This window comes from Paraburkholderia sp. RL18-101-BIB-B (assembly GCF_046026985.1).
GTDB lineage: Bacteria > Pseudomonadota > Gammaproteobacteria > Burkholderiales > Burkholderiaceae > Paraburkholderia.
In genome coordinates, this window is record NZ_JARESV010000004.1 from 241,505 (window position 1) to 268,305 (window position 26,801).

Below are 26,801 nucleotides of genomic sequence, written 5' to 3' on the forward strand. Positions count from 1 at the left end.
CTTCGGGCGTGAAGCCGATGTCCTCGACTTTGAACTTGAATATTATTTGAAACCCGCGCCACAATACAACCGACCTCGAACAACGCCTTCTCGAAGACATCTTCAGCAGTGCGTTTATTCAAGTGACGAACTCTCTACGGAGCGCACCAGCATCCGTCGTCTTCACCTTATTGGTCTGCCATGATCTTTATCTGTCAAAAAAAACTGATCGCGTCGTTGTTAATGCTCGGTATAAATGCGGCAGTAATGGCACAAACCACACCGAACCCGCTACCAGCCCTCAAGGCCGCCAGATGGCATGAAGCGACACGCGAGATCCTGTTGGAGGCGCGCGAAAATGACCCGAACGAGCCCATGCTCCCGAAGGAGATGGCGTTTGACGGCTTCACGTCGGATGCCCTGGATAGCGCACGGATGCTATGTCGCGCGTGCCAATCCGCTGCCCTTGTCACTGTAGTTTCCGCGCCCTCCAGCATGTCGGTCGAAGAGAAGGAGCATATTCTCAATGAAGCACTTGCAATCTTGCGCAGTGGCTCGCGAGAACCCGTGTGGAGCACCGACACTCTCACCAATGCCGCCTTAATATACTCAGATTTGGGCCTTAAAGCGCAGGCACATTCCATATTTGACGAAGCAATTACCTCGGCAACTTCTGACCCAGCGTCACCTTCCGATTTTGACCGTGCCGCCTTTGCGCTCGCCAACGCGGCTCCCGGCGGCGTTCCGGATTGGATGGTCTCATCGCTTGAAGAGGCTACCCGCAGATGGCCGCCTTCTGCCGACACCGCGTTGGCGTACCGGGATCTGGCGATAATCCGTTTCCAAAAGTCACAGCCGACAGCCGCGCTGGACCTCATGGACAAAGCTTTAGGCGCCTGCAGTTCGATTGCCAACAAAGGTCAAGCGCAGGCGATTCGGGCATCGGTCGGGAGACTTGCACTTGACTCGAATCAGCTCGACTTTGCTCGACATCGGATTCCTGCACCGTTGATAATCGATGCGTATGCGAGTTTTGAAGCGCGTAACGGAAATAAAGATGCGGCTCTAGATTTCCTTCAAGAGTTGCCGGGACCTACGCTTTACGTTGATGTTCGAGATGAGACGTTGAGCCAAATAATCCGTGACGCATCGAATCGCGGAGACTTCTCAACCGCCAAGTTCTTCGCCGGAAAGATAGATCCTCAGAAGACCCATATGCAGATTGAGTTGTGGACATACATCGCTCGGGAGGAACATCTGAAGGGCGACTTGAAGGCGTCTGAGGAGGATTTTCGAAGAATATTGAACATCGTTGATGTTATGCCGATTGAGCAACGTCAGTCATTGATCAGCGAGAAAGGTGTATTGGCTGAGGCGATGGCAAAGTCGGAGATGAGCGCAGAAAGTCTGCGCCTTTCGCGCAGCAACAAGACCTCGGCTCTGATGCTTTCTGAAAGACAGAAAGCAATGAATCTTGATGGCTTGCTCTCGCTCGCCAAGGCGTTTCACGTTGCCGGCGATGAAAGTGAAGCGAAGGAAACTTTAACTATGGCGTATCAAATCGCACATGACTATCAACCGCCCAATCAATATGCAACGACGAAGTCTCAGTTGTTAATGAAGGTCGCATCGACCGCGGCGGCCTTCCAGTAACAGACCGCACTCAGTTGACGTACCGGATAGTTGGAAAAGAAACGAACAGTTGCCTAAATTTGTGTCTATAAGCACGGATATCGATGCAACGTCACGCGCAATATAGAATGCACTGTCCCTAGCCGATCATAGAAACCATGATCTTCGGTGAACGAACAGGCTCAATCTCATCTTGCGTTAAACGATGTCTCCGCTCCCACGCTTCGACCTTTGACGCCAGCCGGTTAGATCCTACTCGAGCACAGTGACACGGAAGTTGATTGTCGACGATTCGCGGCACTTCGCCGAGTGTCCCTTAGTGGCCGCGCGCAGCCCGAGAGCGACCAGGCCGATCGTAACGCTGGAAACCCTTAGCGCTCGAGCAGCGCTCCGAATTTCTCTAGCGGGAAGCAGCGGTCGCTAACGTCCACTCGATGGAAGGGTTAGGCGCCATGCCCAAGCTCTTGAGCGAGCCCGATGAGGATTCCTTCGGGGCCCCGGTTGTAGCAGAGCCGATACGTGTTTTCGTACTGAGCCACTTTGCCGACGAGTTCCGCGCCGCGTTTACCGAGACGGGCGAGCGTATCGTCGATGTCCTCCACGGTAAACATGACGCGTAGGTAACCAAGGGCGTTCACCAGGTGCGACGGTGATCGGCGACCACAGGTGGCGCAAGGAAGCGGGACAGCTCGAGCCGGCTGTGACCGTCCGGCGTACGCATCATGGCAATTTCGACGCGCATGCCGCGCAATCCAGTGACGCCATCTGCCCAGTCTCCTTCGATTGGGGCGCGCCCCTCGAGCTCAAGGCCAAGTTCGGCAAAAAACTCAATGGCGGCATCCATGTCTTCAACCACAATGCCGACGTTGTCCATACGCTTCACCGTCATGATGTCTCCTTGGCGCCTGGCTGAAGCGCCGATCGTAACGCTGCCGACCTGAGCTACCGCTCAAGCCCAGGGGTATCCGCGCGAGTAGCTGCGCGAGAGATTCAGACCACACCAGGCGCACAGGATAGCTGCCATCCGCGATCGTCCGCCCCTATCCGGACCCGATATGACGTCGCACCGGCGTAGTGCTCCGCCGTTGACCGGTCTCCGGAGGGAGGGGCGGTATCCATTCCATCTCGACCCGTTGCAGTCAATTGACCCGCTCGAAACTCGTCACTCAGCGAAACAAGCCCCGCGGCGGATTCCTGAAAGCGAAAACGCGCAGATTTATCTGCGCGTCTCTACGTTATTCCCTCAACAGACCAAGGACGTCTTGGCACCACTCAATCAACGACACAAGGCTGCAATCAATGCGGTCAATTTATGCGCCGCCGAAAAACACGGGCTTCATTCCATCATTCGGGTCCGGGCGAATAGAGCCTTGGATTTTATGTCCCAAGTGGGCGACGGCGGTGCCGAACGAACGCAGTTGATGATGGCTACCCGACGCTGAAGTCCCGTCAGCGACGCCGCCCAAATCGGTCGCAGCGCCACTTCCTGGATTCACGCTAGTTTGTGCGGCCTGAACATTGGTCGGAGCGACCGCTTCGTTCGATTGAGCAAAAGATGAGGCAGCCGGAATTGCAAGAGCAGCTACGACGATGAGCGATTGAACGAGTTTCATGATGCTTACCTCCAGACTTCGTTTGTCCGCAAACGCCCGTTTGCGTTTCAGTACTTGCAGTCTAGGCTGTGGCCTGCTCGCAATTAAGTACTTGCAGAACAAAACAATGTTGAAGAAATAAGTACAAACCCTTGGAACCAAACGCCATGCACGCAGCATCGAAACGGTGCCAAAAAAAGCAGCCCTTGAGATACCACAATGTGACCGCGCACCCGCAGTTCAAGCTTTCCCTTTCCCACCCACCTTCGCGAGATCGAAGGGCGTCTCTCTCAACCGTCGCCCAGCAAGCCTAAACACCGCATTAGCAATCGCCGGCGCCACCGAAGGACTAGACAACTCCCCCACCCCACCAGGCTTCGACGTATCCCCCTGCACAATCAAAATATCAATCTCCGGCATATCACTCATCCGCATCACCCGATACGTATCAAAGTTCTTCTGTTCGACCTGCCCATGCCGAATATCGATGCGATCCGCCGTCGCATGCCCTAACCCCCACATCAACCCGCCATAAAGCTGCTCCTCGACCCCACCCGGCGAAACAGCCAACCCACAATCCGCGACACAGGTCAGCTTCTCGATTACAACACCATCGCCTTTCCGAGCAACACGCGCCACAACAGCAACATAACTGCTATAAGCCTGATTAGTCGCCACGCCCAAAGCAGTCCCAGCAGGCAACGCCTTCCCCCACCCAGCCCGTTTCGCCGCCTCCCGCAAAACAGCCTGATGCCGCGGATCCTTCATATGCGCGAGCCGAAACTCAACCGGATCCCGACGTCCCGCATGCGCGGCCTCATCCATAAACGACTCAACAGCAAACACATTCGGTATATAACTCACCGCCCGATACCACCCAGTCGGCACACCGGTCTCATGCCGAACCCAACCAATATCCACATGCGGCGCCCCATAAGCGAACTCATACTTACTGATCGCTTCAGTCGTGCTGTAGTCCATCCGGTCCGGCCGATCGAAGTACCCGGGCTCCCACTGTTCCGGCGAAGCAGGCATCACCGCCCGCAACTGCAACGTCGCCAGATTCCCGCGCTTATCGAGCCCAGCCTTCGCCCGATGAAAACTCGCCGAGTGGTAATAAAGCGCCCGCATTTCATCTTGACGGCTATTCATCAACTTAACCGGCTTCCCAACTTTCAACGCCAGCCAGGTCACTTCAAAAAGCCAGTACTTCGACTCACGCGACCCAAAGCTGCCACCTGAAACAAGCTCATGCAGCACCACACGATTCGCCGGGATACCGCCGATCACCTCAGCCGCCTCCTGCACCGTTGAAGGCACTTGCAGCCCACCCCAATACTCAATTGCACCGTCCTTCTTAGCCCACGCAGTCACGTTAATCGGCTCAAGCGGACACTGCGCCTTATAAGGCATTGAATAAGAAGCCTCAATCACCCGCGCCCCGTGCGCAAACGCAGTCTTCAAATCCCCACTCTGAACAGTCGGCACCACCCGCGCCGCAGGATCATCGAGCCACGCCGCCTGACGCGCGACCAGCGTGCTGCTATCAAACGTCTCCAGCGGACTGTCTTCCCACTCCACATGCAACTCTGCCTGTCCCTTATGCGCCGACCAATAGTCATCGGCCAACACAGCCACGCCGGCCTGATTGCCACCGAGAATGTCGGGCCGCCCAGGAATCTGCAAAACCTGCCGCACGCCCGGCACGGCCAACGCCGCTTTAGCATCCACGCTGCGCACGCGCGCATCGATCACCGGCGCGCGCGTGACGACAGCGACCAACATGTCCGGCAACGACACGTCGATGCTGTACGGAAACGCGCCTCGCGCCTTCTCCGCAGCGCCGCGTTTCTTCCGTAATTTGCCGATGTATTTGAACTGCGACGGATCTTTCAACGCGACATCTTTCGGCGCGGGCATTTGCGCCGCGACCTGCGCAAGCGATCCATAGTTCGCACGCTTACCGCTAGCCTGATTGACCACGAAGCCGTTCTCCGTTGAACACGTCGCCGGCGCCACATTCCATTGTTTCGCCGCAGCGGCGATCAACATCGCGCGCGCCGTCGCGCCCGCACGTCGCAAGCGCTCGTATTCCAGCGACACGCTCGTACTCCCGCCCGTCGAAAACACCTTCCACAATGGATGAATGTAATCGCCGTAGAACGGATTCTCCGGCGTGATCACATCGACGCGAAACAGATCGACGTCCAGTTCTTCCGCGACCATCGCAGCGAGCGCGGTACGCGTGCCCGTGCCGGAGTCATGTTTGTGGACGACCAGCTTGATCGTATCGTCCGGCAGCACGCGCACCCACGCATTCGGTTCGAACTCACCGGCCTGCGGTTTGGGATCACCGCTTTTGTTGTCGCCCTTGCCGAAGGCATCGGGCAACTGGAAGCCGATCGCGAGACCCGAGGCCAACAGCGCCGAACTCTGCTTGATGAAGCGACGGCGAGCAGCGCCGCGAACGCTGGTCAGCGCTTCTTTGTCGTTGCGCATTCAAGCCTCCTCGTTCGTAACGTGAGACGAGCAGGCGGACGCGCAAGCAGGCATCTCCACAGCCGCCAGCGCAGGATCACCCGACGCCGCCCGCTTGATCGCCTTGCGAATCCGCGAGTACGTGCCGCATCGACAGATGTTGCCGGACATCGCCGTCGTGATGGTTTCGTCGTTGACGGTCGGCTTGTCCTGGAGAAACGCGGCCGCCTGCATCAACTGACCGGACTGGCAGTAGCCGCATTGCGGCACATCCTCGGCGACCCACGCGAGTTGCAGTGGATGCCGGCCGTCCTTCGACAACCCTTCGATCGTCGTGATGCGTTTGCCGGCAACGGCCACAGCAGGCAGCAAACAGGAGCGCACTGCCTCACCTTCCAGATGTACCGTGCACGCGCCGCAAAAGCCGCCGCCGCAGCCAAATTTCGTGCCGGTCAATTTGAGCCGGTCGCGCAATACCCACAACAGGGGCATGTCTTCCGGTACATTGTCGAGCGAGTGCCGCGTGTCGTTGACCACGATCTCGATCATGCGCTGTCTCCTGAATATCGTTGTGCAGCGCGGCGCATTGCAGGAGTGGATACGTGACAAGGGCCGCGTGCTTGCGGTCATTATTGAAAGCCGTTAAGCACAACGCCAGCGACCATTTCTTCTATCATCCGTAAGTCCGGCTAACACCATGTTGAAGCGCTATCCGTCTATCCAGTCGATGCAGGCCTTCCTGCAAGCAGCGCGCGTCGGCAGTTTTTCGAGCGCCGCACGGCAGTTGTCGCTCACGCATAGCGCGATCAGCCAGCAGATCCGCACGCTCGAAGAGTTCGTCGGCCAGCCGCTCTTCGTGCGCGAAAGCGGCCGCGTGGTATTGACCGATGCGGGCGTGCTGTTCGCGAATCAGTTGGCGGATGGCTTCGAGCAAATCGATCGCGCGTTGTCGTCGGTAAAAGAGCGCACGGTCAAGCAGTCCATCACGCTCGACGTCGATCCCGAACTCGCGCAGAGCTGGCTGGTGGCGCGTTTGCCGGCCTTGCTCGGCGCGTTGAGCGGGACATCGCTCACGGTGCTGTCCACACCGCGTCGTGACCGCAGCGCGTTCGAGCGCGTGGATATTGCGTTGCGATATGGGTATGGAGAATGGGACGGCTTCGAAAACGCGCTGATTTGCGGCGACCGTTTGACTGCTGTGGGCGCGCCCTCGCTGTTGCAGGCACGCGGGCTCAGCGTGCCGCTCACGCCCGAGCAGCTACTGGAGCTGCCATTGCTCGGCTATACGAAGCGTTCGTGGATTCCCTGGCTCGCCGCTGCGGGGCTGCCCGAGGTCGAGCCCGACGCCGTCGCGGTTTTCGACAACGCCGCGGGCTTGATCGCCGCCGCCAGCGCAGGCGTGGGGGCGGGTTTGGCGCGTGGCCTGCTCGCCGCCGACGCCCAACGCAACGGCAATCTGGTCGAACTCACGCAAGTGGAAATTCCGACGCACTACAACCTCTACGCCGTATGGCCGCGCGAGAAAGCGGGGCGTGTGGCGCCGCTGATCCAAGTGATCCGCGACCTTGTCGCGCAAACGGTCAGCTCACACTAGCCGCCACTTCCCGCACGGTTTCGAGAAACAGCGACAACACCGGCGAAGGCGTCTCGGCACGATAGCGCGCGTGCAGCGACACTTCGGGGCGCGGCGCAGCCACCGGCACGAACGCGACACCACCCGTCGACAACTGCCGCGCGGACGAAGGCAGCAACGCCACGCCCAATCCTTCGCGCACGAGACACAACAACGTATGCACCTCGACGACTTCCTGTTCGATCCGCGGTGTAAACCCTGCCTCAACACAACAGTCCTGTAGAAAGCGCGCCAATTGCGACTGCCGCAAACCGAACGAGACGAAGCGTTCGGTCTCCAACTCACGCAACGCAATCTCTCCGCGCGACGCCAGCGCGTGCCCCAACGGCAACGCGACCACCGCCGGCTCACGCATCACCACTTCGCTGCGAATCTCCGGGTCTTCATGCGAGACGCGGAAGAAACAGACATCGAGCCGGCGCTCTTTCAACGCGAGAATCTGCGCGGCCGGCGTCATCTCATGCAGCGTCCACCGCACTTGCGGATGCTTCTCCGCGAATACCCGTAGCGCGCGCGGAATGGGCTCGACCATCGCCGAACTGATGATGCCAATCTCGAGGCTCCCTACTTCGCCACGCCCCGCGCAACGCGTCAGATCGATCGCGCGTTCGAACTGCGCGAAGATCAACGGCACCTGTTCTTTAAGTGTTTTCCCTGCCTCGGTGAGTTCGACACGGTGTTGCGAGCGCATGAACAGTGCCGTGCCCATCTCCTCTTCGAGGATGCGAATCTGCTGACTCAGCGGCGGCTGGGAAATGTGCAGCCGCGCGGCTGCCCGGCCGAAATGCAGTTCGTCGGCAAGCACCGCGAAGTAACGCAACAGCCGGATGTCCATATCGCAAACGTATCAAGATCGTGGTTAAAAAATATTGTACAGAGCGTTTTTATCTTGTGAGACTGCATCGCAAGCAGCAGTGCACATCAGTGTGACACTCGATGCCGGCGAGGGGAAGGCGCACGAACACTGCGCCTTGCAAAGGGCCGCATGGGCAAGCCCAACGGGCTGAGTTCCATCGATGCGCCTGCCCGCGATCCGGCAACTGGATACACCAGTTCCTCTCAAGGAGATCGAGTACATGATCATCGACACTAGCTGTTATCCGACCAACCTGGTCGACCTCGCGTGGCGCCATGATGGCGAGCCATTTTCCGGCGAGCGTCTGATCGAGGTGATGGACGGCCCCTACATCATCAACGGCAAGCCTCGCCGCATCGACAAGGCCTTCATTCAGCCGCCGCAAGGCAACACCATCTATACGTGGACCGACGGCGAACGCTCCGGCCGCGAGTCGATCGACGACTACATGGCGTACACCGTGGAATGCGTTCAGAAATACCCGGACCGTCTGCTCGGCTGTTTCGTCTACAACCCGCGTTGCGGTCCGGAGAACGGTGCTGAAGCCATCGAGTTTTACGCGAAGGAACACGGCTTCAAGATGGTCCAGTTGCAGGCCAACATGCATGCATACCGTCCCGACCGCGCGCTCGACTGGCTGCGCCCCGCGTTGCGCAAATGCGCGGACCTCGGTTTGCTCGTGAAGCTGCATACCGGCGACGGCCCGTACAGCATTCCGAGCGAGTGGTATCCGCTGATTCGTGAATTCCCGTCGGTGAATTTCATCATGGCGCACTTCGGCGTGCAGACGGGAGGCGTGTATTGCTTCGAGCCGTATCAAATGGCGCTCGACACACCGAACGTGTATTGCGAATCGAGTTGGTGTCTGCAATCGCGAATCGTCGAATTCGCGAAGGTGCTGCCCACGCACAAGATTCTCTACGGTTCCGACACGCCGCCGAACGAGCCGGGCATGTGGCTGCGTTTGCTCGAAGTGTTGTGTCACGAGCCGCCGCAAGGCCTGAATCTCGACGAAGACACGCTCGAAGACTATCTCGGCAACAACCTCGCCCGCATGATCGGCATCGAGCCGAGCGCGCCGCCGAGAAGCGTCGAAGAAGCGCAAGCCTATTTGAAACACCATGCCGGCACCGCGAAGAAACACGCGGGCCAGGCCGACTACGCAGGAGCCCGCTGATGATCATCGATACCCATCTGCACCCCACCAATCTCGTCGACGAAGCGTGGCGCCATACCGGCGAGCCGTTCACCGGCGAACGCCTGCTGAAGATGATGGACGGTCCGTACATCATCAACGGCAAGCCGCGCCGTATCGACATGGGTTTCATTCAGCCGCCCCCGGGCAACACGGGCTATCGCGATGGCAACCGGCGCGGCCGTGAAGGCATTCGCGATTACATGTCGTATATCGCCGAACTGACGCAGAAGTACCCGGATCGCTTTATCGGCAACTTCACGTACAACCCGCGTTGGGGCCCGGAGAACGGCGCGGCCGAGCTCGAATTCCACGTAAAGGAGTACGGCTTCAAGATGCTCAAGCTGCACGCGAATATGCACGGCTACCGTCCGGATCGCGCGCTCGACTGGTTGCGTCCCGCGATGAAAAAGTGCGCCGAGCTCGGCGTGGTCGTGCTGATTCACACCGGCGACGGACCGTACACGATTCCGACGCAGTTCTATCCGATCATCCGCGAATTCCCGATGGTGAATTTCATCATCGGTCACTTCGGGATTCAGACGGGCGGCAACTACTCGTTCGAAGCCTTCTGGATGGCGATGGATACGCCGAACGTGTACTGCGAATCGGGTTGGTGCTATCAGTCGCGCATCGTCGAATTCGCTCGCGAACTACCGCGCAACAAGATCGTGTTCGGCACGGATTCGCCGCCGAACGAGCCGGGCATGTGGCTGCGCGAACTCGAAATGCTGTGTGGTCCCGCGCCGCAAGGCATGAATCTGGATGAAGATGGCCTCGAAGACTACATGGGCAACAACATCGCCCGTCTGGTCGGAATCGAGCCGACCAAGCCGCCGAAGGATCTCGCCGAAGCGGAGAAGCGTTTGAAGGCGACTTATGTGAATGACGTCACGCAGCCGGCTTAACGCTGACTGGCTGATGTTTTAAAGCAAGCGCGGTCAGTGCCGCGCTTGCCTTGGTTGTCTCACACGGAGTTCACTATGGCGGATAACCTTTTCCGCGCCACGCAAGATTTTCATCGCTTTGCGCATGCGTATCGCGAGCACTATCCCGATGATGTATTGACGCTCTCGCAGCCGCTGTCCGCCGATCAGGACGTCACGGCCGTCGTCGCCGAACTCGCGACGCGCGGGCAGCATCCCATGCTGATCTGCGACAAGGTCGATGGGATCGCAACGCCTCTCGTCACCAATTTCTTTGCTTCACGTACACGCATTGGGCGCCTGTTCGATGTCGATGCGTCCGGCTTATTCGATGCCTATCAACAACGCGCCAACGCGCCTATCGCGCCGGTGTTCTTGGCAAACGGTCACGTGCTGGATCAGGTAATCGAAGGCGATGCCGTCGATCTCGCGCAACTGCCGATGATCCGCCACTTCGAAACCGACCGCGGCCCGTACATTACGAACGCGGTGATCGTCGCCGAAAATCCGGTCACGGGCGTGGCGAACCTCAGCTATCACCGCTCGATGCGACACGCGAAGGACGCTTTGGCCACCAGCCTGCATTCGCGCGGCCACCTCTGGCGCATGTTGCAAGCCGCCCAGGCACGCGGCGACACATTGAAAATCGCGATGGTGATCGGCGCGCATCCGCTGTTCATGTTGGCCGCCGCCGCGCGCGTCCCGTTCGGCACCGACGAACGCGCGATTGCAGGCGGTCTGTTCGGCGCGCCGCTGGAGCTGGTGCGCACACCGCGTTATGGCATCGGCGTGCCCGCTTCCGCCGAGTTCGTGCTGGAAGGCACGATCGATCCTTCAGCTCACGCCGAAGAAGGCCCGTTCGGCGAATTCACCGGTTATTCATCGGACCGCTCGACCAACAACGTGTTGCGCGTCGACACGATGATGCGCCGTAACGATGCATGGCTCGTCGATGTAGTCGGCGGTCCTTACGCAGAACATTTGACTTTAGCCCGTTTGCCGCGCGAAGCGGAGATGAGCGAGAAGCTGAAGGCGCGCTTCCCATCGGTCACCGCGTTGCACTACCCCAACTCCGGTACGCATTTTCACTGCTACGTCGCGTTGAATCAGACGCGCGACGGCGAAGCACGCCAGATCATGCTGGCGCTGCTCGGCTGGGATCCGTACCTCAAGAACGTCGTCGCTGTGGATAGCGACATCGACATCACCAACGACTCGCAGGTGCTGTGGGCTATCGCCACGCATTTTCAGCCGCATCAGGACATGTTTATCGTCGATGGCTTGCCGGGCAGTCCGCTCGACCCTTCGTCGTCCGCAGCAGGCACCACGTCGCGTATGGGTATCGACGCGACACGCGGCTCGCATTTCGACGGCATCCGCGCTCGCATTAGCGAACGCGCTGCACAACAGGCCCGCGACATTCTGGCCCACGCCGCCGGAGTACAGCGATGAGCGCGCGGCGACTCGTAATCGGCATCAGCGGCGCATCCGGCTTTACCTATGGCGTGCGCCTGCTGCAACTGTTGCGTCAACTCGATATCGAAACGCATCTGACCGTTTCACGCAGCGCGCTGCTCACGATGACGCACGAGACCGACTACAAGTTCGCCGACGTCAGCGCGCTCGCCAGCGCCACCTACCGTTGCGACGACATGGCCGCAGCCATCTCCAGCGGCTCGTTTCGTTCGCTAGGCATGATCGTCGCACCCTGCTCCATGAAGACGCTCGCAGAAATTGCCAGCGGCATGTCGTCGAGTCTGATTTCACGCGCCGCCGATGTCACGTTGAAAGAGCGCCGCCCGCTAGTGCTGCTGGCGCGCGAAACGCCGTACACGCTGGCGCATCTGCGCAACATGATTGCAGTAACCGAAATGGGCGCGATCGTCGCGCCACCCGTGCCGGCGTTTTACGCGCGCCCCGCTTCACTCGACCAGATGATCGATCACACGCTAGGCCGCGTGCTCGATCTGTTCGGTCTCGAAGCGGGCACCGTCAAACGCTGGCGAGAAGTCGAAACACAAGAACCGAATATCGCCTGATAGCCGAACCGTAGTACGAACGAAGAAACGGAGACGAGCCATGAATCACATTCACACCACCCACAACGAAGTCGAGAAAATCCCCGTCACGGTGCTGACCGGCTTTCTCGGCGCCGGCAAAACGACGCTGCTCAACTACATCCTGCGCGAGAAGCACGGGCGCAAGATCGCGGTGATCGAAAACGAGTTCGGTGAGATCGGCATCGACGGTGGCCTCGTGCTCGAATCGACCGAAGAGATCTACGAAATGACGAACGGTTGCGTGTGCTGTGTCGGCGCGGTGCGCGAAGATCTGGTGCGAATCGTGCGCATGCTGGTGGAGCGGCCGGACCGGCTCGATCACATCATCGTCGAAACGAGCGGGCTCGCCGATCCGTATCCGGTTGCGCAGACTTTCTTTCTCGATGATCCAATCGCCAAACAAGTGAGCCTCGACGCCGTCGTCACGATGGTGGATGCGAAGCATATCGCCGCGCATCTGGACGATCTGGTGCTCGACGGCAGTGACAACCAGGCCGTCGATCAGATTGTGTGCGCGGACCGTATCGTGATCAACAAGGTCGATCTGGTGGGACCGGACGATATTGCTTCGCTCACGCAACGCATTCGCGGACTCAACGCCACGGCGGAAATCGTCGAGTCGAGCTATGCGCAGATCGATCTCGGCAAGATTCTCGGCGTGGGCGCGAACGAGTTCTCGCAGATTCTCGTCGAGACCGATGGCTTACATGAAGAAGAACACGTGCATGGCCACGAAGAACATGAACATGAGCACGAACATGCCGATCACGACGACGATCACGCCGGTCACCAGCACGATGAAAGCGTGTCCTCTGTCGGTATCGAAGTCGATGCGGATATCGACCTCGACGCGCTGCAAGCGTGGCTCGCCGAGTTGCGCGACTCGGATACCGCGAACCTGTTCCGTATGAAGGGCATTCTCGCCGTGCAAGGCCAGTCCCATCGTTACGTGCTGCAAGGCGTGCACAACGTCATCGAACTGCGCGCGGCGCAAGCGTGGGGCAGTGAGCCGCGTTCGTGCCGAATCGTATTCATCGGACGCGATCTCGATCGCGCCGCGCTGACCGACCGCTTCCATGCCTGTCTTGCCGTGCCGGTTGCGGCCTGACGGGAGATCCGGTCGGCGCGCGAAGTGATGCCGCACGGCGAGATTCGTGCGGCGCGCTCCGATCGAAAACAATAGTCTGGAGACATGTCATGAACACCGCCATACACCCCGTCGATCGGATTCCGCCGAAGCGCCAGATGATCACGCTCGGTTTGCAGCACATGCTAGTGGCTTACATCGGCGCCATTGCGGTGCCGCTGATCGTCGCGTCGGCACTGAAGATGTCGCCGGCCGACACCACCGTGCTCATCAGCACGGCGCTGTTTTGCTCGGGCATCTCGACGATTCTGCAAACCGTCGGCGTCTGGAAGTTCGGTGTGCGCCTGCCGATTCTGCAAGGCGTCGCATTCAGCAGCGTCGGGCCGGTGATCGCGATCGGGACGAGTCCGGGCGTCGGCTTTGCCGGCGTGTGCGGCGCGGTGATTGGCGCGGGTCTGTTCACCATGTTCGCCGCGCCGCTCGTCGGGCGCTTACGAAGGTTCTTTCCACCTGTGGTGACGGGCTGCATCGTGACCGTGATCGGCTTGCAGTTGTTTCCCGTCGCGTATCAATGGGCCGGTGGTGGCGAGGCCGCGCAACAGCAGTTCGGTGCACTGCCTTTCCTGAGCGTCACGCTGTTCGTCGCGTTGGTGATTCTCGCGATCAACCGATTCGCCAATGCGTTCCTGCGCAATCTGTCGGTGCTGATCGGTTTGATTGCGGGTGGCATTCTGGCGTGTTCGCTCGGCATGGGCAACTTCACGAGCGTGGCGCAAGCGCCGTGGTTCACCATGCCGCTGCCTTTCCACTTCGGCACGCCCGTGTTCTCGCTGGTTCCGGTGCTGACGATGATCGTCGTCATGGTGGTGCAGATGGTCGAATCGATGGGCCTGTTCGTCGCGATCGGCGACATCGTCGATAAAGAAGTGAGCGAGGAGGACGTGGTGCGCGGCATGCGTGCCAACGGTCTCGCGAGCGCGATTGCGGGCATGTTCGCGGCTTTTCCGTTCATCGCGTTCATGGAGAACGTCGGGCTCGTCATCCTGACTGGCGTGCGCAGCCGCTGGGTAGTGGCGATCAGCGGCGTGCTGATGTGCGTGGTGGCGCTGGTACCGAAGATCGGCGCGGTGGTTGCCTCGACGCCTTCCGCTGCACTCGGCGGGGCAGGTATCGCCATGTTCGGTGTAGTGGTCGCGGCTGGTGTGCAGACGTTGGCGAAAGTGGACTTCGAGCGCAATCGTTACAACGTGCTGATCGTCGGCTTTACGATCGCCACCGCGCTGATTCCGGTCATGGCTCCGCAGGTCTTCAAGCACATGCCTGACTGGACGCAACCGTTCCTGCATAGCGGCGTAGTGCTGGCATGCCTCGTTTCCGTTGTGTTGAACGCGGTGCTCAACGGCGCGCATGAAGAGGACGTGGTGCCGGCGCACAACATGGTCCGCGAATAAGCGGATGTTGCATGACGGGCGCGGCCGTCTTTGCAGAGGCGGCCGCTTCGCAGTAACTGAAAGGATATCGAATCGTGAGCATGCAAACTGAAGCGTTGCTGATCAAAAACCCTGTCGCGGTGATGAGCGGAATGAGCGGCGAGCGCGCAAGGCTCGGTCAGGTCGATCTGCGGATTCGCCAAGGACGTATCGCAACCATCGCGCCGAATCTCGAACCTCGTGCCGATGAACGCGTGATCGACGCGCGTTCCTGTGTGGTCTATCCGGGTTGGGTGAATACGCATCATCATCTGTTTCAGAACCTCTTGAAGGCCGTGCCGTCCGGTATCAATGCGGATTTGCAGGAATGGCTGGCCGCCGTGCCGTATCCGCGTCTCGCGCGCTTTACGCCGGATCTGGCGCGCGTTGCCGCTCGCCTGGGTCTTGCCGAGCTGCTCCTCTCCGGCGTGACGACCTGCGCCGATCATCACTATCTCTATCACGCGGACGGCAGCACCGAAACCGGCGATCTGCTATTCGACGAAGCGGCTTCGTTCGGCATGCGCTTCGTGTTGTGCCGTGGCGGCGCATTGCAGGCGGCGGGCGATCATCCGGGTTTTTCCAAGGTCGCGCTCAAGCCCGAGACGCTCGATCAGATGCTCGCCGACATCGAACGTTTGAAGTCGCGCTATCACGATGCCGGCGATGCTTCGATGCGTCGCGTTGTAGTCGCGCCGACCACGCCGACGTTCTCCTTGCCGCCCGAGCTACTGCCTGAAGTCGCACGCGCGGCTCGTCGGATGGGTTTGCGCTTGCATACGCATCTGTCCGAGACGACCCGTTATGTCGATTTTTGCAAGGAGCGCTTCAACAAACTGCCGGTCGAATTCGTCGCCGATCACGAATGGCTCGGACCGGATGTGTGGTTCGCGCACCTCGTGCATCTGCAAGCGAGCGAGATCGCGATGCTCGCCGAAACCGGCAGTGGTTGCTCGCATTGCCCTGTCAGTAACGCGCGATTAGGCAGCGGCATCGCACCTGCGCCTCAGATGGCGGCCGCAGGCGTGCCGATGTCGCTGGCCGTGGATGGCGTGGCGTCGAACGAATCGGGCAGCATGACCAACGAAGCGCATTTCGCGTGGCTCGTGCATCGCGCGGCGCAGGGCGCGTCGGCGACCACGGTGGAGGAGACGATCCATTGGGGCAGTGCGGGCGGCGCGGGCGTGCTCGGTCTCGACGCGGTCGGCACACTCGAAGTCGGCATGGCGGCGGACTTCGTGCTCTACGACATCAGCGATCTGCGCTTCAACGGCTTTCACGATGTCGCGGTGGCGCCGGTGACGGCGGGCGAGCCGGCGCGCGTTCGCTACAACGTGGTGAATGGCCGCGTGGTGGTGGATAACGGCGTGATTCCGGGTCTCGATCTCGACGCGCTTCGTTTTGAAGCCGCCGAGGGCGTGAAGTTGCTGCTGGCCGATTAAGCTAAGAGTCAAGGACGCGCTGCGATGCAAAGCAAACGAATCCGGCTCGGTATTCTGACGCCATCGTCGAATACGGCGCTCGAGCCGATTACCGCGGCGATGCTGAGCGAACTGCCGCACGTCAGCGCGCACTTTGCTCGCTTCACGGTGACGGAGATCGCGTTGTCCGAGCAGGCGCTCGGCCAGTTCGACGCGAGTCGGATTCTGACGGCCGCGCGTCAACTGGCCGATGCGCGGGTGGACGTGATCGGCTGGAGCGGCACGTCGGCGGGTTGGCTGGGGTTCGAGCGCGATCAGGCGCTGTGCCGGCAGATTACGGAGGCGACAGGCATTCCTGCGACGACTTCTGTGCTGGCGCTCAACGAGATCTTCGAGAAGACCGGCGTGCGACGATTCGGTCTGGTGTCGCCTTATACCGATGATGTTCAGCAGCGAATCGTCCGGAACTACGAGAAGCTTGGCATTGAATGCGTGGCGGAGCGGCATTTGGGGCTGCAGGATAATTTCAGCTTTGCTGAAGTGCCCGACACCCAGCTCGCGATCATGATGCGCGAGGCCGCGTTCGCGAGACCGGATGCGGTGACGACGTTCTGTACGAATCTGCATGCAGCGCATTTGGTGCGCGCGTTTGAGATGGCTACGGATATTCCTGCGTATGACACGGTGGCGACGGTGGTTTGGAAGGCGTTGAGGATGGCGGGGGTGGATACGGAGCCGCTGGCGCGGTGGGGGCGGTTATTTGCGGAGGTGCGGTAATCACTATGTTCGAATGGTGACGTATCGTGCCCAAGCGCTCCGTTGCGTTAAAGCGCCCGGAGGCGCAGCTCGATGCACCGTCGGAAGCTATGCGAAAGAAACTTTATTCCATCTGCCCACGGGGATCCCGACCGAAAAGCCCTGCAGCACGACACTGACTCCTTTCTCGGAGTCGCTACTTATTGAGGCGCATAGGGCACTCTTTTTACGACATCTGATTCGCATCACCATTGCTGATGATGCCGCTGATTTCGCGCGTTCCCCGTCCGACATTTGAGCTACCTGAACGACCAGCGGCACCCGCCACAAAAGCACCCATTCCGTCCAACTGGATCGTCACCGTCACCTCTTGTCCGATCAGATCGAGCAGGTTAAGGTTGGCCGATTCATCGGCCGTGAGGTTCGCGTCGGGCGACGTGCGCACATTCAGTACATAGCGGAAGATTCTCGACGGATCTTCCTCGCCGCTGATGCTACTCAGAAGCAACAGGGGCTCGCCGTCCGGTCCCGCCGGCAGAGCTGGATACGCGAGCCGCACTCACCACATCAGAGCCTCGACACCATCGCAGGCGTCGGCGCCATCAACATCAACCGTTCCACACCTTCCACAAATGAAACCGTCGCGTGCCGCCCATCCCGCATGCGAATACTGATCGTCCGATCCCGCTCGTCGCGCGAGCCCACCACGACCAGAAGCGGCACCTGCTTCTCGCGCGCATCGAAGATCTTCTTCTCCAGCCGCTCGGGCCGGCTATCGAGCACCGCCCTGACACCCGCGTCGTCAAGCGCCTGCATAACCTCCTGCGCGTAGCCGATATTTGCGTCGCTGATCGTCGCCACGACGACCTGTTCAGGAGCCAGCCACACCGGCAACCATCCCTCATGATGCTCAAGCAGCATCGCGATAAACCGCTCCATACTGCCGAGCACCGCGTGATGAATCATCACGGGCTGCTCACGCTCATTACGCTCGTTGACGAACTCCGCGTCGAGCCGCTCAGGTAGCACGAAGTCGAGCTGAATCGTGCCGCATTGCCAACTCCGCGCGCGGCTGTCCGTCAGATGAAACTCGAGTTTCGGCCCGTAAAAAGCGCCCTCTCCTTCGAGCACATCGAACTCAAGACCAGCGGCACGCGCAGCCTTCGCCAAGGCATCTTCCGCGCGATCCCACGTTTGATCGCTGCCCGCGCGCATGGCCGGCCGCGTCGCTAGCGCGACCTTGAACCCGGGAAAACCAAGGTCCGCATAGACCGTACGCAACAGCGCACAGAAGCGGCCGACTTCCGCTTCGATATGCGCAGGCATACAGAACACATGCGCGTCGTCCTGCACGAAAGCACGCGTGCGCTTCAGTCCTTCGAGCGAACCCGACGGCTCGTCGCGATGACAAGCGCCGAACTCGCTATAACGGACCGGCAACTCTCGATACGACCGCACGCGCTGGTTGAACACCTGCACATGACACGGGCAACTCATCGGCTTCAGACAGAGCGCGCGGCCTTCTTCCGCATCGGCCAACGAATACATGGCGGCGCCGAACTTCTCCCAATGCCCGCTCTTTTCCCACAGCGAACGCGCCAGCAATTGCGGCGTGCGAATCTCGCGAAATCCTGCGCGACGCATGCGCGCACGCACATAATCTTCGAGTACGCGATACAGTTCCCAGCCCCGCGGGTGCCAGAAAACCATGCCCGCGCCTTCTTCCTGTTGATGAAAGAGGTCGAGTTTATTGCCTAATACACGATGGTCGAGGTCGTTCACAGTCTTGCTCCATTTGATCGGTTGCCGCGAATGGATGCCGCAAACGGAGGTCCAGAAACGCCAAAGGCCCCGTCCGTTTCCGGCGGGGCCTTTGGTGGTTTGCCACAGCTTCGTGCTTCTAGCGCGCGCAACCTCCAGACGACCCGCCTGTGAAGGTGGTCGTCGTGGTGGTGACGGCAGCGAAGGGAATCGAGTGGAAGTCCATGGATCGACAGTAAACGATTTTGTGACGAGGCGTCAATCGCATTCTCGTCGCGCTCTGGTCAGAACAGCACGTTAAACGCTACGATGTATGTCTGATCCGAAGCTGACGCGTCCGCGCGAAACTTCGCTCTGCAACTCAACCGATCGATCGAGCATCCAACCTTGACTATCCATATCCGTCCCGCTCACGCCGCCGACTCGGCGCTGATTCTTCGCTTCATCACCGAACTCGCAGTGTACGAAAAGGCGGAGCACGAAGTCGTCGCGACCGTCGGCGACATCGAAGCAAGCCTGTTTTCCGCCGGCTCCAGCGCGAAGGCGCTGATCTGCGAGATGAACGGCGAGCCCATCGGCTTTTGCGTCTACTTTTTTTCGTATTCCACCTGGCTCGGCAAACAGGGGCTTTATCTGGAAGACCTGTACGTGTCGCCGTCATCGCGCGGCAGCGGCGCAGGCAAACAGATGCTGCGCCACCTCGCGCGCATTGCCCGCGATACCGGTTGCGGCCGCTTCGAATGGAGTGTGCTCGACTGGAACGAGCCGGCCATCGGCTTCTATGAATCGATCGGCGCGAGCGCGCAAAGCGAATGGGTGCGGTATCGGTTGGCGGGAGATGCGCTGAAGAAGTTTGCCGAGGGCGACGAGTGAGTGGTGCGACATTCCCGACGACTACGCATTCATGCAGCCGGAAATCGTCGCGCTACTGGAATTGAAGGCGGGCAAATTCCTTCGATGCAAATAGCCGCGCGCGCTGAGCCTCACTCACTCGCCGCGCCATTCGCCACGGCGTCCACCTCGAACGCATCGCCCGTGGCAAAGAACGTCCCGCCAGCCACGTAGTGGCAGGTGCGCAGATCGGGATCGTCGCCGAAATGCCAGCGGTTGTTCGAGTACACGCGGCTATCCGCATACGCCGCGACCACTTCCCCGATGATCAGATCGTGACGCTGGCTATCGTCTGGAATGACTTTGCACTCCATCCACGTGATGCAACCCGCGAGCATGGGCACGTCGATCTGTTGCGCCGGGAACGTCTCCAGGTCGAAGGCGGCAAACTTGTCGAGTTCGGTGCCCGCGTTCGAGCCCACCGCCAGCGTTTGCGCAGCGAATCCCCGGCTCGGCAGTTGCAGTCCGAACACGCCACTCGCCTCGATCAGTTGTCGCGTGAGCGTGCGGCTATCCACCACCACGACCACCTTCGGCGGATTGAAGTCGAGCGGCATCGCCCACGACGCCGCCATCACGTTCGAGCGGCCACCGTGCGCGCTGGTGATGATCGTAACCGGTCCATGATTCAGTAGCTGCGTGGCCCGCGGCAAGGCTACGGGTTCTCGGGTGACTTTCATACGTAGGTTCCGCGTCAGATGAATGAGAGTGATTGTAGCGGCGGGGCTCGATGCGCGCTGCGCGCGCCACTGCGTGTCGATTTAGGCGAGAATGAAAAACCGTCGAACTCATTGGAGAGACCGTGCGCATCGCCTGCCTGCATACCCCTGACAGCAACATCGCCCTGCTCGCGAACTGAAGCTCAAATGTTCACCGAGTACATCGTCAAATGGGATCTGCAGCAGGATGGCGAGCCGATTCGCACGCACAGCAGCCGGCTCCTGCCCGTGCGCCGATACAGCATTCCCGCGATGCTAAAAGTCGCGCAGGAACCCGAAGAGAAATTCGGCGCGCGGCTGATGGTGTGGTGGGACGGCGAAGGCGCGGCCCGCGTACTCGCCCACGATGCCGACGCTCTCCTGCTGGAGCGTGCGCAAAGCAGCCACACGCTAGCGGACCTGGCGCGCACCGGCAACAGCGACGCCGACGACCGCGCCATCGACATTCTCTGCGCCACCGCCGCGCGGCTCCACGCGCCGCGAAACAAACCGCTTCCCGAATTGATCGATTTGCCACGCTGGTTCGCAAGCCTCTGGCCGGCCGCGCGAAAATACGGTGGCTGGTTGCAGAACAGCGCCACGGTCGCGCAAGCCTTGCTCGCCGCGCCGCAAGAACTGGTGGTATTGCACGGTGACATCCACCACGGCAACGTGCTGGATTTCGGCCCGCGCGGCTGGCTGGCCATCGACCCGAAAGGCCTCTTCGGCGAACGCGGATTCGACTACGCGAACATTTTCTGCAATCCGGACGCGGAGTCGGCGTTGCGACTGGGATGGTTCGAGCGTCGCGTCGAAAGAGTGGCGCAACATGCCGGGCTCGATCGGCGCCGTTTGCTGCAATGGATACTGGCGTGGTCCGGTTTGTCCGCGGCGTGGATTCTCGAGACGGGCGAGACGCCCGACATCGATACGGAGATCGGCAAGCTGGCTGCCGAAGCGCTCGAGCGCGGGTAAGGTCAGACAGATCGGGGCGGCAACTCGCGAGCCGCCGCCCGGGCGTACATCAGTGCGGCGCTTTGCCGTTGGGCACGGCGTCCAGTGGCTTGTGCTGTTCCTCGCCGAGTCCCGGGAAGAACGCGTTCCACGCGGCGCGCACGCCTTGGGCCGCGGTGGCCTCGGCGGCAATCGATTCGGTCTCGCCTTCGCCGGCTTTTGATGGATCGGAGGACAAGCCACGCCAGTGTGTAAATACCAGCAACGGTTTCTCGGTCCATACGCCGTCGCCAAACTTCGCAAAAGCCGTGTCCCCGCTCGTCAACTGCACCTCGTACCAGCCTTCACGGACGGGCGTGTGGGCCTCAAGCTCAAACCACGGGGTCGGTTCGATTTCCTTCATGTCGTCTCCGGTCGATAGATCGTCATAGATAACCACAACAAAGGCATTCTTCATGCCCGAGCCAACAGCGACCCGGCGAGCGCTTGCGGCACCGCATATCACGCGATGTTGCAGTGCGGCGCGTGCGGCATGAGCTGCGGGCGATCCGTCGATGACGCACACTCCGAAATCGCCGCGCATAAGCGACACGATAGCGCGACATGGGCCACGCGGACAAACGCAAAAAGTTACACGCGCATCTTCGTGACCGATTGCCTGGCCGGCTGACGCTTCGGCTTGCCGTCCAACTCGGCCACCAGCCCGGCCAGCACACGGATTGCGGGCGCCAGCCGCTCAGCCGGCGTACTGCCGTAGCCGATCACGAGCCCATTCGTCTCCGCGCACGGCTGTAACGCGAAACCGGACAGCGCGCGCGGATTGAGCCCGTGAGCGAGCGCGCGTTCGGCGAGGGTCTGATCGTCGATGCGCGGCGGCAAGCGCAGCGTCAGATGCATGCCGCAATTGCCGCCGAGAATCTGCGACGGCGCGAAATGCGCGCTCAGCGCATCGCGCAACGCCTGCTGGCGCTCGCGATACAGACGCCGCATACGCCCGAGATGGCGCCCGAACTCGCCGCTCTCGATGAACTGCGCCAGCGCCAGTTGCTCCAGCCGATGCCCGCCGCGCAGCATCTCCTGCACAGCGACAGCGGTGTGCGCGGCGATCGGACGCGGCAGCACCACGAAGCCGATGCGCAGCGCGGGAAACATCGTTTTGCTGAACGAGCCGACGTACAACACCGGCGCGTCCTCGACCAGCCCTTGCATGCTGGCGATCGGCTCGCCGGTGTGGCGGAACTCGCCGTCGTAATCGTCCTCGATCAGCCACGCGCCGCTGCGCCTCGCCTGCGCGATCAGCTCCAGACGGCGCGCCACCGACAGCACCGAGCCCGTCGGATACTGATGCGCGGGCGACGTGTAGATCAGCGTGGGTGGCTGCGTGCGCCACGCGTCGGATGGCACCGCCATGCCTTCGGTGTCGACGGGGATCGGCAGCGTGGTCAGGTCGCCCAGATTGAACGCGGCTTTCGCGCCGCGATAGCCGGGGTCCTCGACCCATGCGACGTCGCCGGGATTGGTGAAGAGGCGCACGCACAGGTTCAGCGCCTCCTGCGCGCCCTCGGTGATCACCACTTGCGAGCCTTCGCAGCGCACGCCGCGCGCCATTCGCAAGTGCGCGGCGATGGCGTCGCACAAAGCCGGCTCGCCGGCCGGCGTGCCGTAGCCGAGCGCGAGGGGCAGCGCACGCTCCATCGAGCGTTCAAGTGCGCGCCGCCACGCCGTCACCGGGAAACGGTCCAAGGCGGGCGTGCCGGGCGTCAGAGGCAAAGTGTTGTCGGCGTGGGTGCGCGTGGCCGCGAACTGGCCGACGCGCGCAGCGTAGGCCACCTCCGGCGCGGCAGGGTGCGAGCGCGGCTCGCCGCAGGCGGATGGGCTGGAGAGTGGGCTCACGCGCGTGCCTTTCTTGTCGGCGACCACATAACCGACCGCGGCCAGATGCTCGTACGCGATCACCACCGTGTTGCGCGACACGCCCATTTCCGCAGCCAGCAGGCGCGACGACGGCAGCAGCGATCCCGCCGGCAAACGCCCAGCGAGAATCGCCTGCTGCAAGCGCTCGATTAGTTGTTTTTGCAGCGGCTCGGGCTTTGCGCCGCTGCCGGCGGCCGTCGATGCAGCCGGGCTGGCAAGCGGGCCAATGATCTCGATCATCGCGGCTGGACCTATCAAATGACGTTGACATGGATCTTTTGAACATACCACGTTTGCCGTATCGTTCTCCATCATCGACGATCATTCGTAACCGCCAGGAGAACAGACATGGAACCCAGACGTAACGCGTTCGAGCAGCCGATCGGCGCCCCCGTGCCGGGCTGGAACGGCGCTCAGGCGCCGGGCGGCGAGCCGCTGGTGGGCCGCTATTGCCGGATCGAACCCGTGCAAGTGGAGCGTCACGCCGAGGATCTATACGACGCGTACAGCTCGGCCGCCGATGGCCGCGACTGGACCTACCTGGCAGTCGGTCCGTTCGAAAGTCTCGCCGCCTATCGCGAGCATCTGACGCGCGCCGCCGCGTCCGCCGATCCGCTGCACTACGCGGTGATCGATCTGACGACCGGCAAGGCGGTCGGCACGCTGGCGCTGATACGGATCGACCGCGCGAACGGTGTGATCGAAGTCGGCCACGTCACCTATTCGCCGCGTCTGAAGCGCACGCGCATCGCCACCGAAGCGATGTTTCTGTTGATGACGCAGGTGTTCGACAAACTCGGCTATCGGCGCTTCGAATGGAAGTGCGATTCGTTGAACGGACCGTCGCGCACGGCGGCGCTGCGCTACGGCTTCACGTTCGAGGGGATCTTCCGTCAGGCGATCGTGTATCGCGAACGCAATCGCGACACCGCGTGGTTTTCGATCATCGATAGCGAATGGCCTGCGCTCCGTCCGAGCTATGCGCGTTGGCTCGATGCCGGCAACTTCGATGCGCAAGGGCAACAGGTCGAACGGCTGGTGGATCTGATCGCACAGCAGCGGGCAGTAGCGAGCGGCGACGCGCGGTGAGGTGATTGTCGAGCCGGACGGCGCGCACGGATCGCTCGATGTAACGGGCAACAACGGCGCTCGCCGCGCGTTGGCTCAAACCGCATGTGCCCGCCGACGCAGCACGATGGTCGGCTTGCCTTTATACGTGGTCCGAAGTTGCTCACGATAACCGCATTTATGAGCGACGCGCAGCGACGGCAGATTCTCCGGCGCGACGATGCAGGCCGTTTCCCCATCCGGCCACTGCCGGTCGGCCCACTCCAGCGCGGCACGCACGGCCTCGGTTGCGTAGCCACGGCCATGCACGGCCGGATCCAGCGCCCAGCCGACTTCGGGCGCCAACAAGGACGGCTCGATCTCGCGATGGTAGTCGGCAAAGCCGACTTCACCGAGAAACCGGCCGCTCTCCTTTTCCCGCACGACCCAATAGCCATAGCCCAGCATCGCCCAATGACCGGCGTAACGCAGCAGACGCGCCCAGACTTCTTCGCGCGTGAAGGGCTTGCCGCCGATATAGCGGATCACCTCGGGATCGGACCACATCGCGTAACTCTCGAGGAAATCGTCGCGCGTGTGGGGACGCAGGGTGAGGCGGGAGGTGGTGAGGAGCGGGGGAGCAATCGACATTGCGTAAGAGCAGATAGTGGATGAAATGGCTCGGCAATCAGTGCGCTCGATCATCGCAGATTTTCTGCGCGCCATGTGCGTTGCCAATATCCTGGCCGCCCGCGCCGCAAGCTATGGCATGCGAAGAGACTTCGCCCTACACTCGCCGGATACGTCCGCGCATCGTTGCCACGCTCACCACCGCTCCGTCGATGAAACTTCGCCTGCGCTACCTCACCGCGCTGATCGTGAACGTCGCCTTGCCCTGGCTCGCCTACCGGCTCGCGTTCCCGCACTGGGGCCAGCTCGGCGCGCTGGCCGCGTCGGCGCTGCCGCTGATTGCGTGGATGAGCTGGGACCTGCTGCGCTATCGCCATTTCGACGCGCTCAGCGCGCTCGTGCTGGTCGGCATCGTGCTCTCGCTGCTGGCACTCAGCGTCGGCTTCGGCGGCAACACGCGACTGCGCGAGATCGAAGACCCGATGGTCTCCGGCATGATCGGCGTATCGTTCCTGGTGTCGCTCGCGCTGCCAAAACCGCTAGTGTTTTATCTCGCGCGCTCGACCATGTCACGCGAGGATCATCGCAGCGTCGAGAGCTTCGAAAAGCATTGGCGCGAGCGTCCCTCGCTCGTCGCGTATATCCGCTTGATGACGCTCGTGTGGGGCATCGGCATGACGGGCGAGAACATCTTGCGCAGTCTGATCGTCTGGCAATGGCCCGACGATCCGCGCTCGGCCATCGCGTCCACCGTGCTGAGGTACGGCGTCTATGCCGGCCTGACGGCCTGGACCTTCTGGTGCCGCCGGCTCATCAAGCGAGATGCGCTGCGCTATCCCGACGACACCGTGGAGCAGACAAACCGCCTCGCCGGTTCATAAACGCTGCCCTCACGCCAACTCGAGAAAGCGCGCCAGACACGGATTGCGATTCACCGGCGACCACGCCAGCACCTGTTCGATCAGCGGTGCATCGACCAGCGGCCGGAACACCACGCCCGCGAGTTGCGCTTTGCGCATGGAAGCCGGCACCAGCGCCACGCCCACCCCTTCGTCGACGAGACTCAGCACCGTCTGCTGCAACTGCACTTCGAAACGTATGTCGGGTTCGAAGCCGCCGGAGCGGCAATGCTCGAGGATCGTCGCGCGCAAAGTGGGCGCCACGTCCTCGGATGCAAGCACGAACGGTTCGCCGGCCAGTTGCGCAATTTTCAGACGCCGCGCGCGGGCCCGCGGATGACTGCGCGACAGCGCAACGCACAAGGGCTCGCTGAGAATCGTGCGCGTGGCGAGCCCCTTGTCCGGCACGGTCGGGAACATGATGGCCGCGTCGATCTGACCGACGAGCACCTGCGCGGCGAGATCGTTGGAGACGACCTCACGCAGGTTCAACGCGACTTCGGGATAGGCCGCGCCGAAAGCCCGCGCATAGCCGGGCACGACGTTGTACGCCGCGCACATCGTGAAGCCGATGGCGAGCTTGCCGGCGTCGCCATGCGCGGCGGCTTGCGCGTTGCTGACCGCTTGCTCCACGGAGGCGAGAATCGCTTTCGCATCGGCATAGAAGCGCTCGCCCGCGGCGGTCAAGGTCACGCTGCGCGGGCTACGCTCGACCAGCGTCACGCCTACGCTCGCCTCCAGCGCCGCCAGTTGCCGGCTCAACGGCGGCTGCGACAGATTCAGACGCACCGCCGCCCGGCCGAAATGGCGCGTCTCGGCAAGCGTCACGAAGTAGCGCAGCGGCTTGATATCGATCACGACGGCCTCATGGGAAATGACTCATGGGAAATGACAATGCAAAAAAGGTATTGTTGAGCACAAAA

At 61.3% G+C, this 26,801-nt stretch carries 25 protein-coding genes and 2 pseudogenes; 15 read left to right on the forward strand and 12 right to left on the reverse strand.

Annotation, left to right across the window (positions count from 1 at the left end):
- Window positions 1-180 precede the first annotated feature (180 nt).
- Entirely contained in the window at window positions 181-1,632 is a 1,452-nt protein-coding gene (locus P0D73_RS09445) for a hypothetical protein (RefSeq protein WP_408286253.1), read from the forward strand.
- Window positions 1,633-2,054: 422 nt separating this feature from the next.
- Here the strand turns inward: P0D73_RS09445 and P0D73_RS09450 are convergent.
- The 4 genes and pseudogenes from P0D73_RS09450 to P0D73_RS09465 form a co-directional block, all read right to left on the reverse strand.
- Window positions 2,055-2,500: pseudogene (locus P0D73_RS09450) on the reverse strand (VOC family protein).
- Between the two features lie 421 nt (window positions 2,501-2,921).
- Window positions 2,922-3,224, reverse strand: coding sequence for a hypothetical protein (locus P0D73_RS09455; protein WP_408431070.1), 303 nt, complete (start codon window positions 3,222-3,224; stop codon window positions 2,922-2,924).
- A 219-nt stretch (window positions 3,225-3,443) separates the two neighbouring features.
- Window positions 3,444-5,702: a xanthine dehydrogenase family protein molybdopterin-binding subunit gene (locus tag P0D73_RS09460; protein ID WP_408313486.1), complete on the reverse strand. Its 2,259-nt coding sequence runs from the start codon at window positions 5,700-5,702 to the stop codon at window positions 3,444-3,446.
- On the reverse strand, window positions 5,703-6,230 hold the full coding sequence (locus P0D73_RS09465) for a (2Fe-2S)-binding protein (protein ID WP_408313488.1): 528 nt from the start codon (window positions 6,228-6,230) through the stop codon (window positions 5,703-5,705).
- A gap of 148 nt (window positions 6,231-6,378) precedes the next feature.
- Here P0D73_RS09465 and P0D73_RS09470 point away from each other — a divergent pair, with 148 nt between their 5' ends.
- The gene (locus P0D73_RS09470; RefSeq protein ID WP_408313490.1) at window positions 6,379-7,275 is read left to right on the forward strand and encodes a LysR substrate-binding domain-containing protein; all 897 of its coding nucleotides are present in this window, start codon (window positions 6,379-6,381) and stop codon (window positions 7,273-7,275) included.
- On the opposite strand, the gene P0D73_RS09475 is transcribed toward P0D73_RS09470, so the two are convergent.
- Entirely contained in the window at window positions 7,262-8,149 is an 888-nt protein-coding gene (locus P0D73_RS09475; protein WP_408431073.1) for a LysR substrate-binding domain-containing protein, read from the reverse strand. The genes P0D73_RS09470 and P0D73_RS09475 overlap by 14 nt on opposite strands.
- A gap of 241 nt (window positions 8,150-8,390) precedes the next feature.
- On the opposite strand from P0D73_RS09475, the gene P0D73_RS09480 reads away from it, so the two are divergent.
- The 8 genes from P0D73_RS09480 to P0D73_RS09515 all read left to right on the forward strand — a co-directional run bounded on the left by P0D73_RS09480 (window position 8,391) and on the right by P0D73_RS09515 (window position 17,105).
- Window positions 8,391-9,347 (forward strand): amidohydrolase family protein, encoded by a 957-nt coding sequence (locus P0D73_RS09480; RefSeq protein WP_408431076.1) that lies wholly within the window; start codon window positions 8,391-8,393, stop codon window positions 9,345-9,347.
- Window positions 9,347-10,273 (forward strand): amidohydrolase family protein, encoded by a 927-nt coding sequence (locus tag P0D73_RS09485; RefSeq protein ID WP_012428924.1) that lies wholly within the window; start codon window positions 9,347-9,349, stop codon window positions 10,271-10,273. The genes P0D73_RS09480 and P0D73_RS09485 overlap by 1 nt, the downstream gene beginning before the upstream one ends.
- 75 nt (window positions 10,274-10,348) lie before the next feature.
- Window positions 10,349-11,743, forward strand: a complete 1,395-nt coding sequence (locus tag P0D73_RS09490) for a UbiD family decarboxylase (RefSeq protein ID WP_408431078.1) — start codon at window positions 10,349-10,351, stop codon at window positions 11,741-11,743.
- Window positions 11,740-12,330 (forward strand): UbiX family flavin prenyltransferase, encoded by a 591-nt coding sequence (locus tag P0D73_RS09495; RefSeq protein ID WP_408286238.1) that lies wholly within the window; start codon window positions 11,740-11,742, stop codon window positions 12,328-12,330. Before P0D73_RS09490 ends, P0D73_RS09495 begins: the two co-directional genes overlap by 4 nt.
- Before the next feature lie 40 nt (window positions 12,331-12,370).
- The gene (locus P0D73_RS09500) at window positions 12,371-13,459 is read left to right on the forward strand and encodes a CobW family GTP-binding protein (RefSeq protein ID WP_408431081.1); all 1,089 of its coding nucleotides are present in this window, start codon (window positions 12,371-12,373) and stop codon (window positions 13,457-13,459) included.
- An 89-nt stretch (window positions 13,460-13,548) separates the two neighbouring features.
- Window positions 13,549-14,889, forward strand: a complete 1,341-nt coding sequence (locus P0D73_RS09505; protein WP_408431084.1) for a nucleobase:cation symporter-2 family protein — start codon at window positions 13,549-13,551, stop codon at window positions 14,887-14,889.
- 80 nt (window positions 14,890-14,969) lie between these two features.
- The gene (locus P0D73_RS09510; RefSeq protein ID WP_408431308.1) at window positions 14,970-16,349 is read left to right on the forward strand and encodes an isoxanthopterin deaminase; all 1,380 of its coding nucleotides are present in this window, start codon (window positions 14,970-14,972) and stop codon (window positions 16,347-16,349) included.
- Window positions 16,350-16,373: 24 nt separating this feature from the next.
- Entirely contained in the window at window positions 16,374-17,105 is a 732-nt protein-coding gene (locus P0D73_RS09515) for a maleate cis-trans isomerase family protein (protein WP_408431087.1), read from the forward strand.
- Window positions 17,106-17,310: 205 nt separating this feature from the next.
- Here the strand turns inward: P0D73_RS09515 and P0D73_RS09520 are convergent, their stop codons facing one another.
- A complete protein-coding gene (locus P0D73_RS09520) occupies window positions 17,311-17,643 on the reverse strand; it encodes a hypothetical protein (RefSeq protein ID WP_408431089.1) in 333 nt (110 codons plus the stop codon).
- An 8-nt stretch (window positions 17,644-17,651) separates the two neighbouring features.
- On the reverse strand, window positions 17,652-18,866 hold the full coding sequence (gene thrS / locus P0D73_RS09525) for a threonine--tRNA ligase (protein WP_408431092.1): 1,215 nt from the start codon (window positions 18,864-18,866) through the stop codon (window positions 17,652-17,654).
- A 366-nt stretch (window positions 18,867-19,232) separates the two neighbouring features.
- Here thrS and P0D73_RS09530 point away from each other — a divergent pair, with 366 nt between their 5' ends.
- Together P0D73_RS09530 and P0D73_RS09535 are read left to right on the forward strand one after the other, a co-directional pair.
- Window positions 19,233-19,718: a GNAT family N-acetyltransferase gene (locus P0D73_RS09530; protein WP_408431095.1), complete on the forward strand. Its 486-nt coding sequence runs from the start codon at window positions 19,233-19,235 to the stop codon at window positions 19,716-19,718.
- 7 nt (window positions 19,719-19,725) lie between these two features.
- A pseudogene (locus P0D73_RS09535) lies at window positions 19,726-19,812 on the forward strand (phosphotyrosine protein phosphatase); the annotation flags it as partial.
- 16 nt (window positions 19,813-19,828) lie between these two features.
- Here the strand turns inward: P0D73_RS09535 and P0D73_RS09540 are convergent.
- Entirely contained in the window at window positions 19,829-20,416 is a 588-nt protein-coding gene (locus P0D73_RS09540; RefSeq protein WP_132379140.1) for a flavin reductase family protein, read from the reverse strand.
- Window positions 20,417-20,602: 186 nt separating this feature from the next.
- On the opposite strand from P0D73_RS09540, the gene P0D73_RS09545 reads away from it, so the two are divergent.
- Entirely contained in the window at window positions 20,603-21,409 is an 807-nt protein-coding gene (locus P0D73_RS09545; protein WP_408431098.1) for an aminoglycoside phosphotransferase family protein, read from the forward strand.
- 49 nt (window positions 21,410-21,458) lie between these two features.
- Here P0D73_RS09545 and P0D73_RS09550 read toward each other — a convergent pair whose 3' ends face one another.
- Both P0D73_RS09550 and pdxR read right to left on the reverse strand, forming a co-directional pair.
- Window positions 21,459-21,791: a hypothetical protein gene (locus P0D73_RS09550; protein WP_408286362.1), complete on the reverse strand. Its 333-nt coding sequence runs from the start codon at window positions 21,789-21,791 to the stop codon at window positions 21,459-21,461.
- Window positions 21,792-22,018: 227 nt separating this feature from the next.
- Window positions 22,019-23,542 carry a MocR-like pyridoxine biosynthesis transcription factor PdxR gene (pdxR, locus tag P0D73_RS09555; protein WP_408431101.1) on the reverse strand — a complete coding sequence of 508 codons (1,524 nt, stop codon included), beginning with the start codon at window positions 23,540-23,542 and terminating at the stop codon, window positions 22,019-22,021.
- Window positions 23,543-23,650: 108 nt separating this feature from the next.
- Between pdxR and P0D73_RS09560 the strand changes: the two genes are divergently transcribed.
- On the forward strand, window positions 23,651-24,391 hold the full coding sequence (locus P0D73_RS09560) for a GNAT family N-acetyltransferase (RefSeq protein ID WP_408431104.1): 741 nt from the start codon (window positions 23,651-23,653) through the stop codon (window positions 24,389-24,391).
- A gap of 75 nt (window positions 24,392-24,466) precedes the next feature.
- Here P0D73_RS09560 and P0D73_RS09565 read toward each other — a convergent pair whose 3' ends face one another.
- Complete coding sequence (locus tag P0D73_RS09565; RefSeq protein WP_408177423.1) at window positions 24,467-25,000, reverse strand: GNAT family N-acetyltransferase; 534 nt, start codon at window positions 24,998-25,000, stop codon at window positions 24,467-24,469.
- Window positions 25,001-25,191: 191 nt separating this feature from the next.
- Between P0D73_RS09565 and P0D73_RS09570 the strand changes: the two genes are divergently transcribed.
- Window positions 25,192-25,860, forward strand: coding sequence for a VC0807 family protein (locus tag P0D73_RS09570; RefSeq protein ID WP_408313514.1), 669 nt, complete (start codon window positions 25,192-25,194; stop codon window positions 25,858-25,860).
- A 9-nt stretch (window positions 25,861-25,869) separates the two neighbouring features.
- On the opposite strand, the gene P0D73_RS09575 is transcribed toward P0D73_RS09570, so the two are convergent.
- Window positions 25,870-26,736, reverse strand: coding sequence for a LysR family transcriptional regulator (locus tag P0D73_RS09575; protein ID WP_408313516.1), 867 nt, complete (start codon window positions 26,734-26,736; stop codon window positions 25,870-25,872).
- Between the last annotated feature and the right edge of the window lie 65 nt (window positions 26,737-26,801).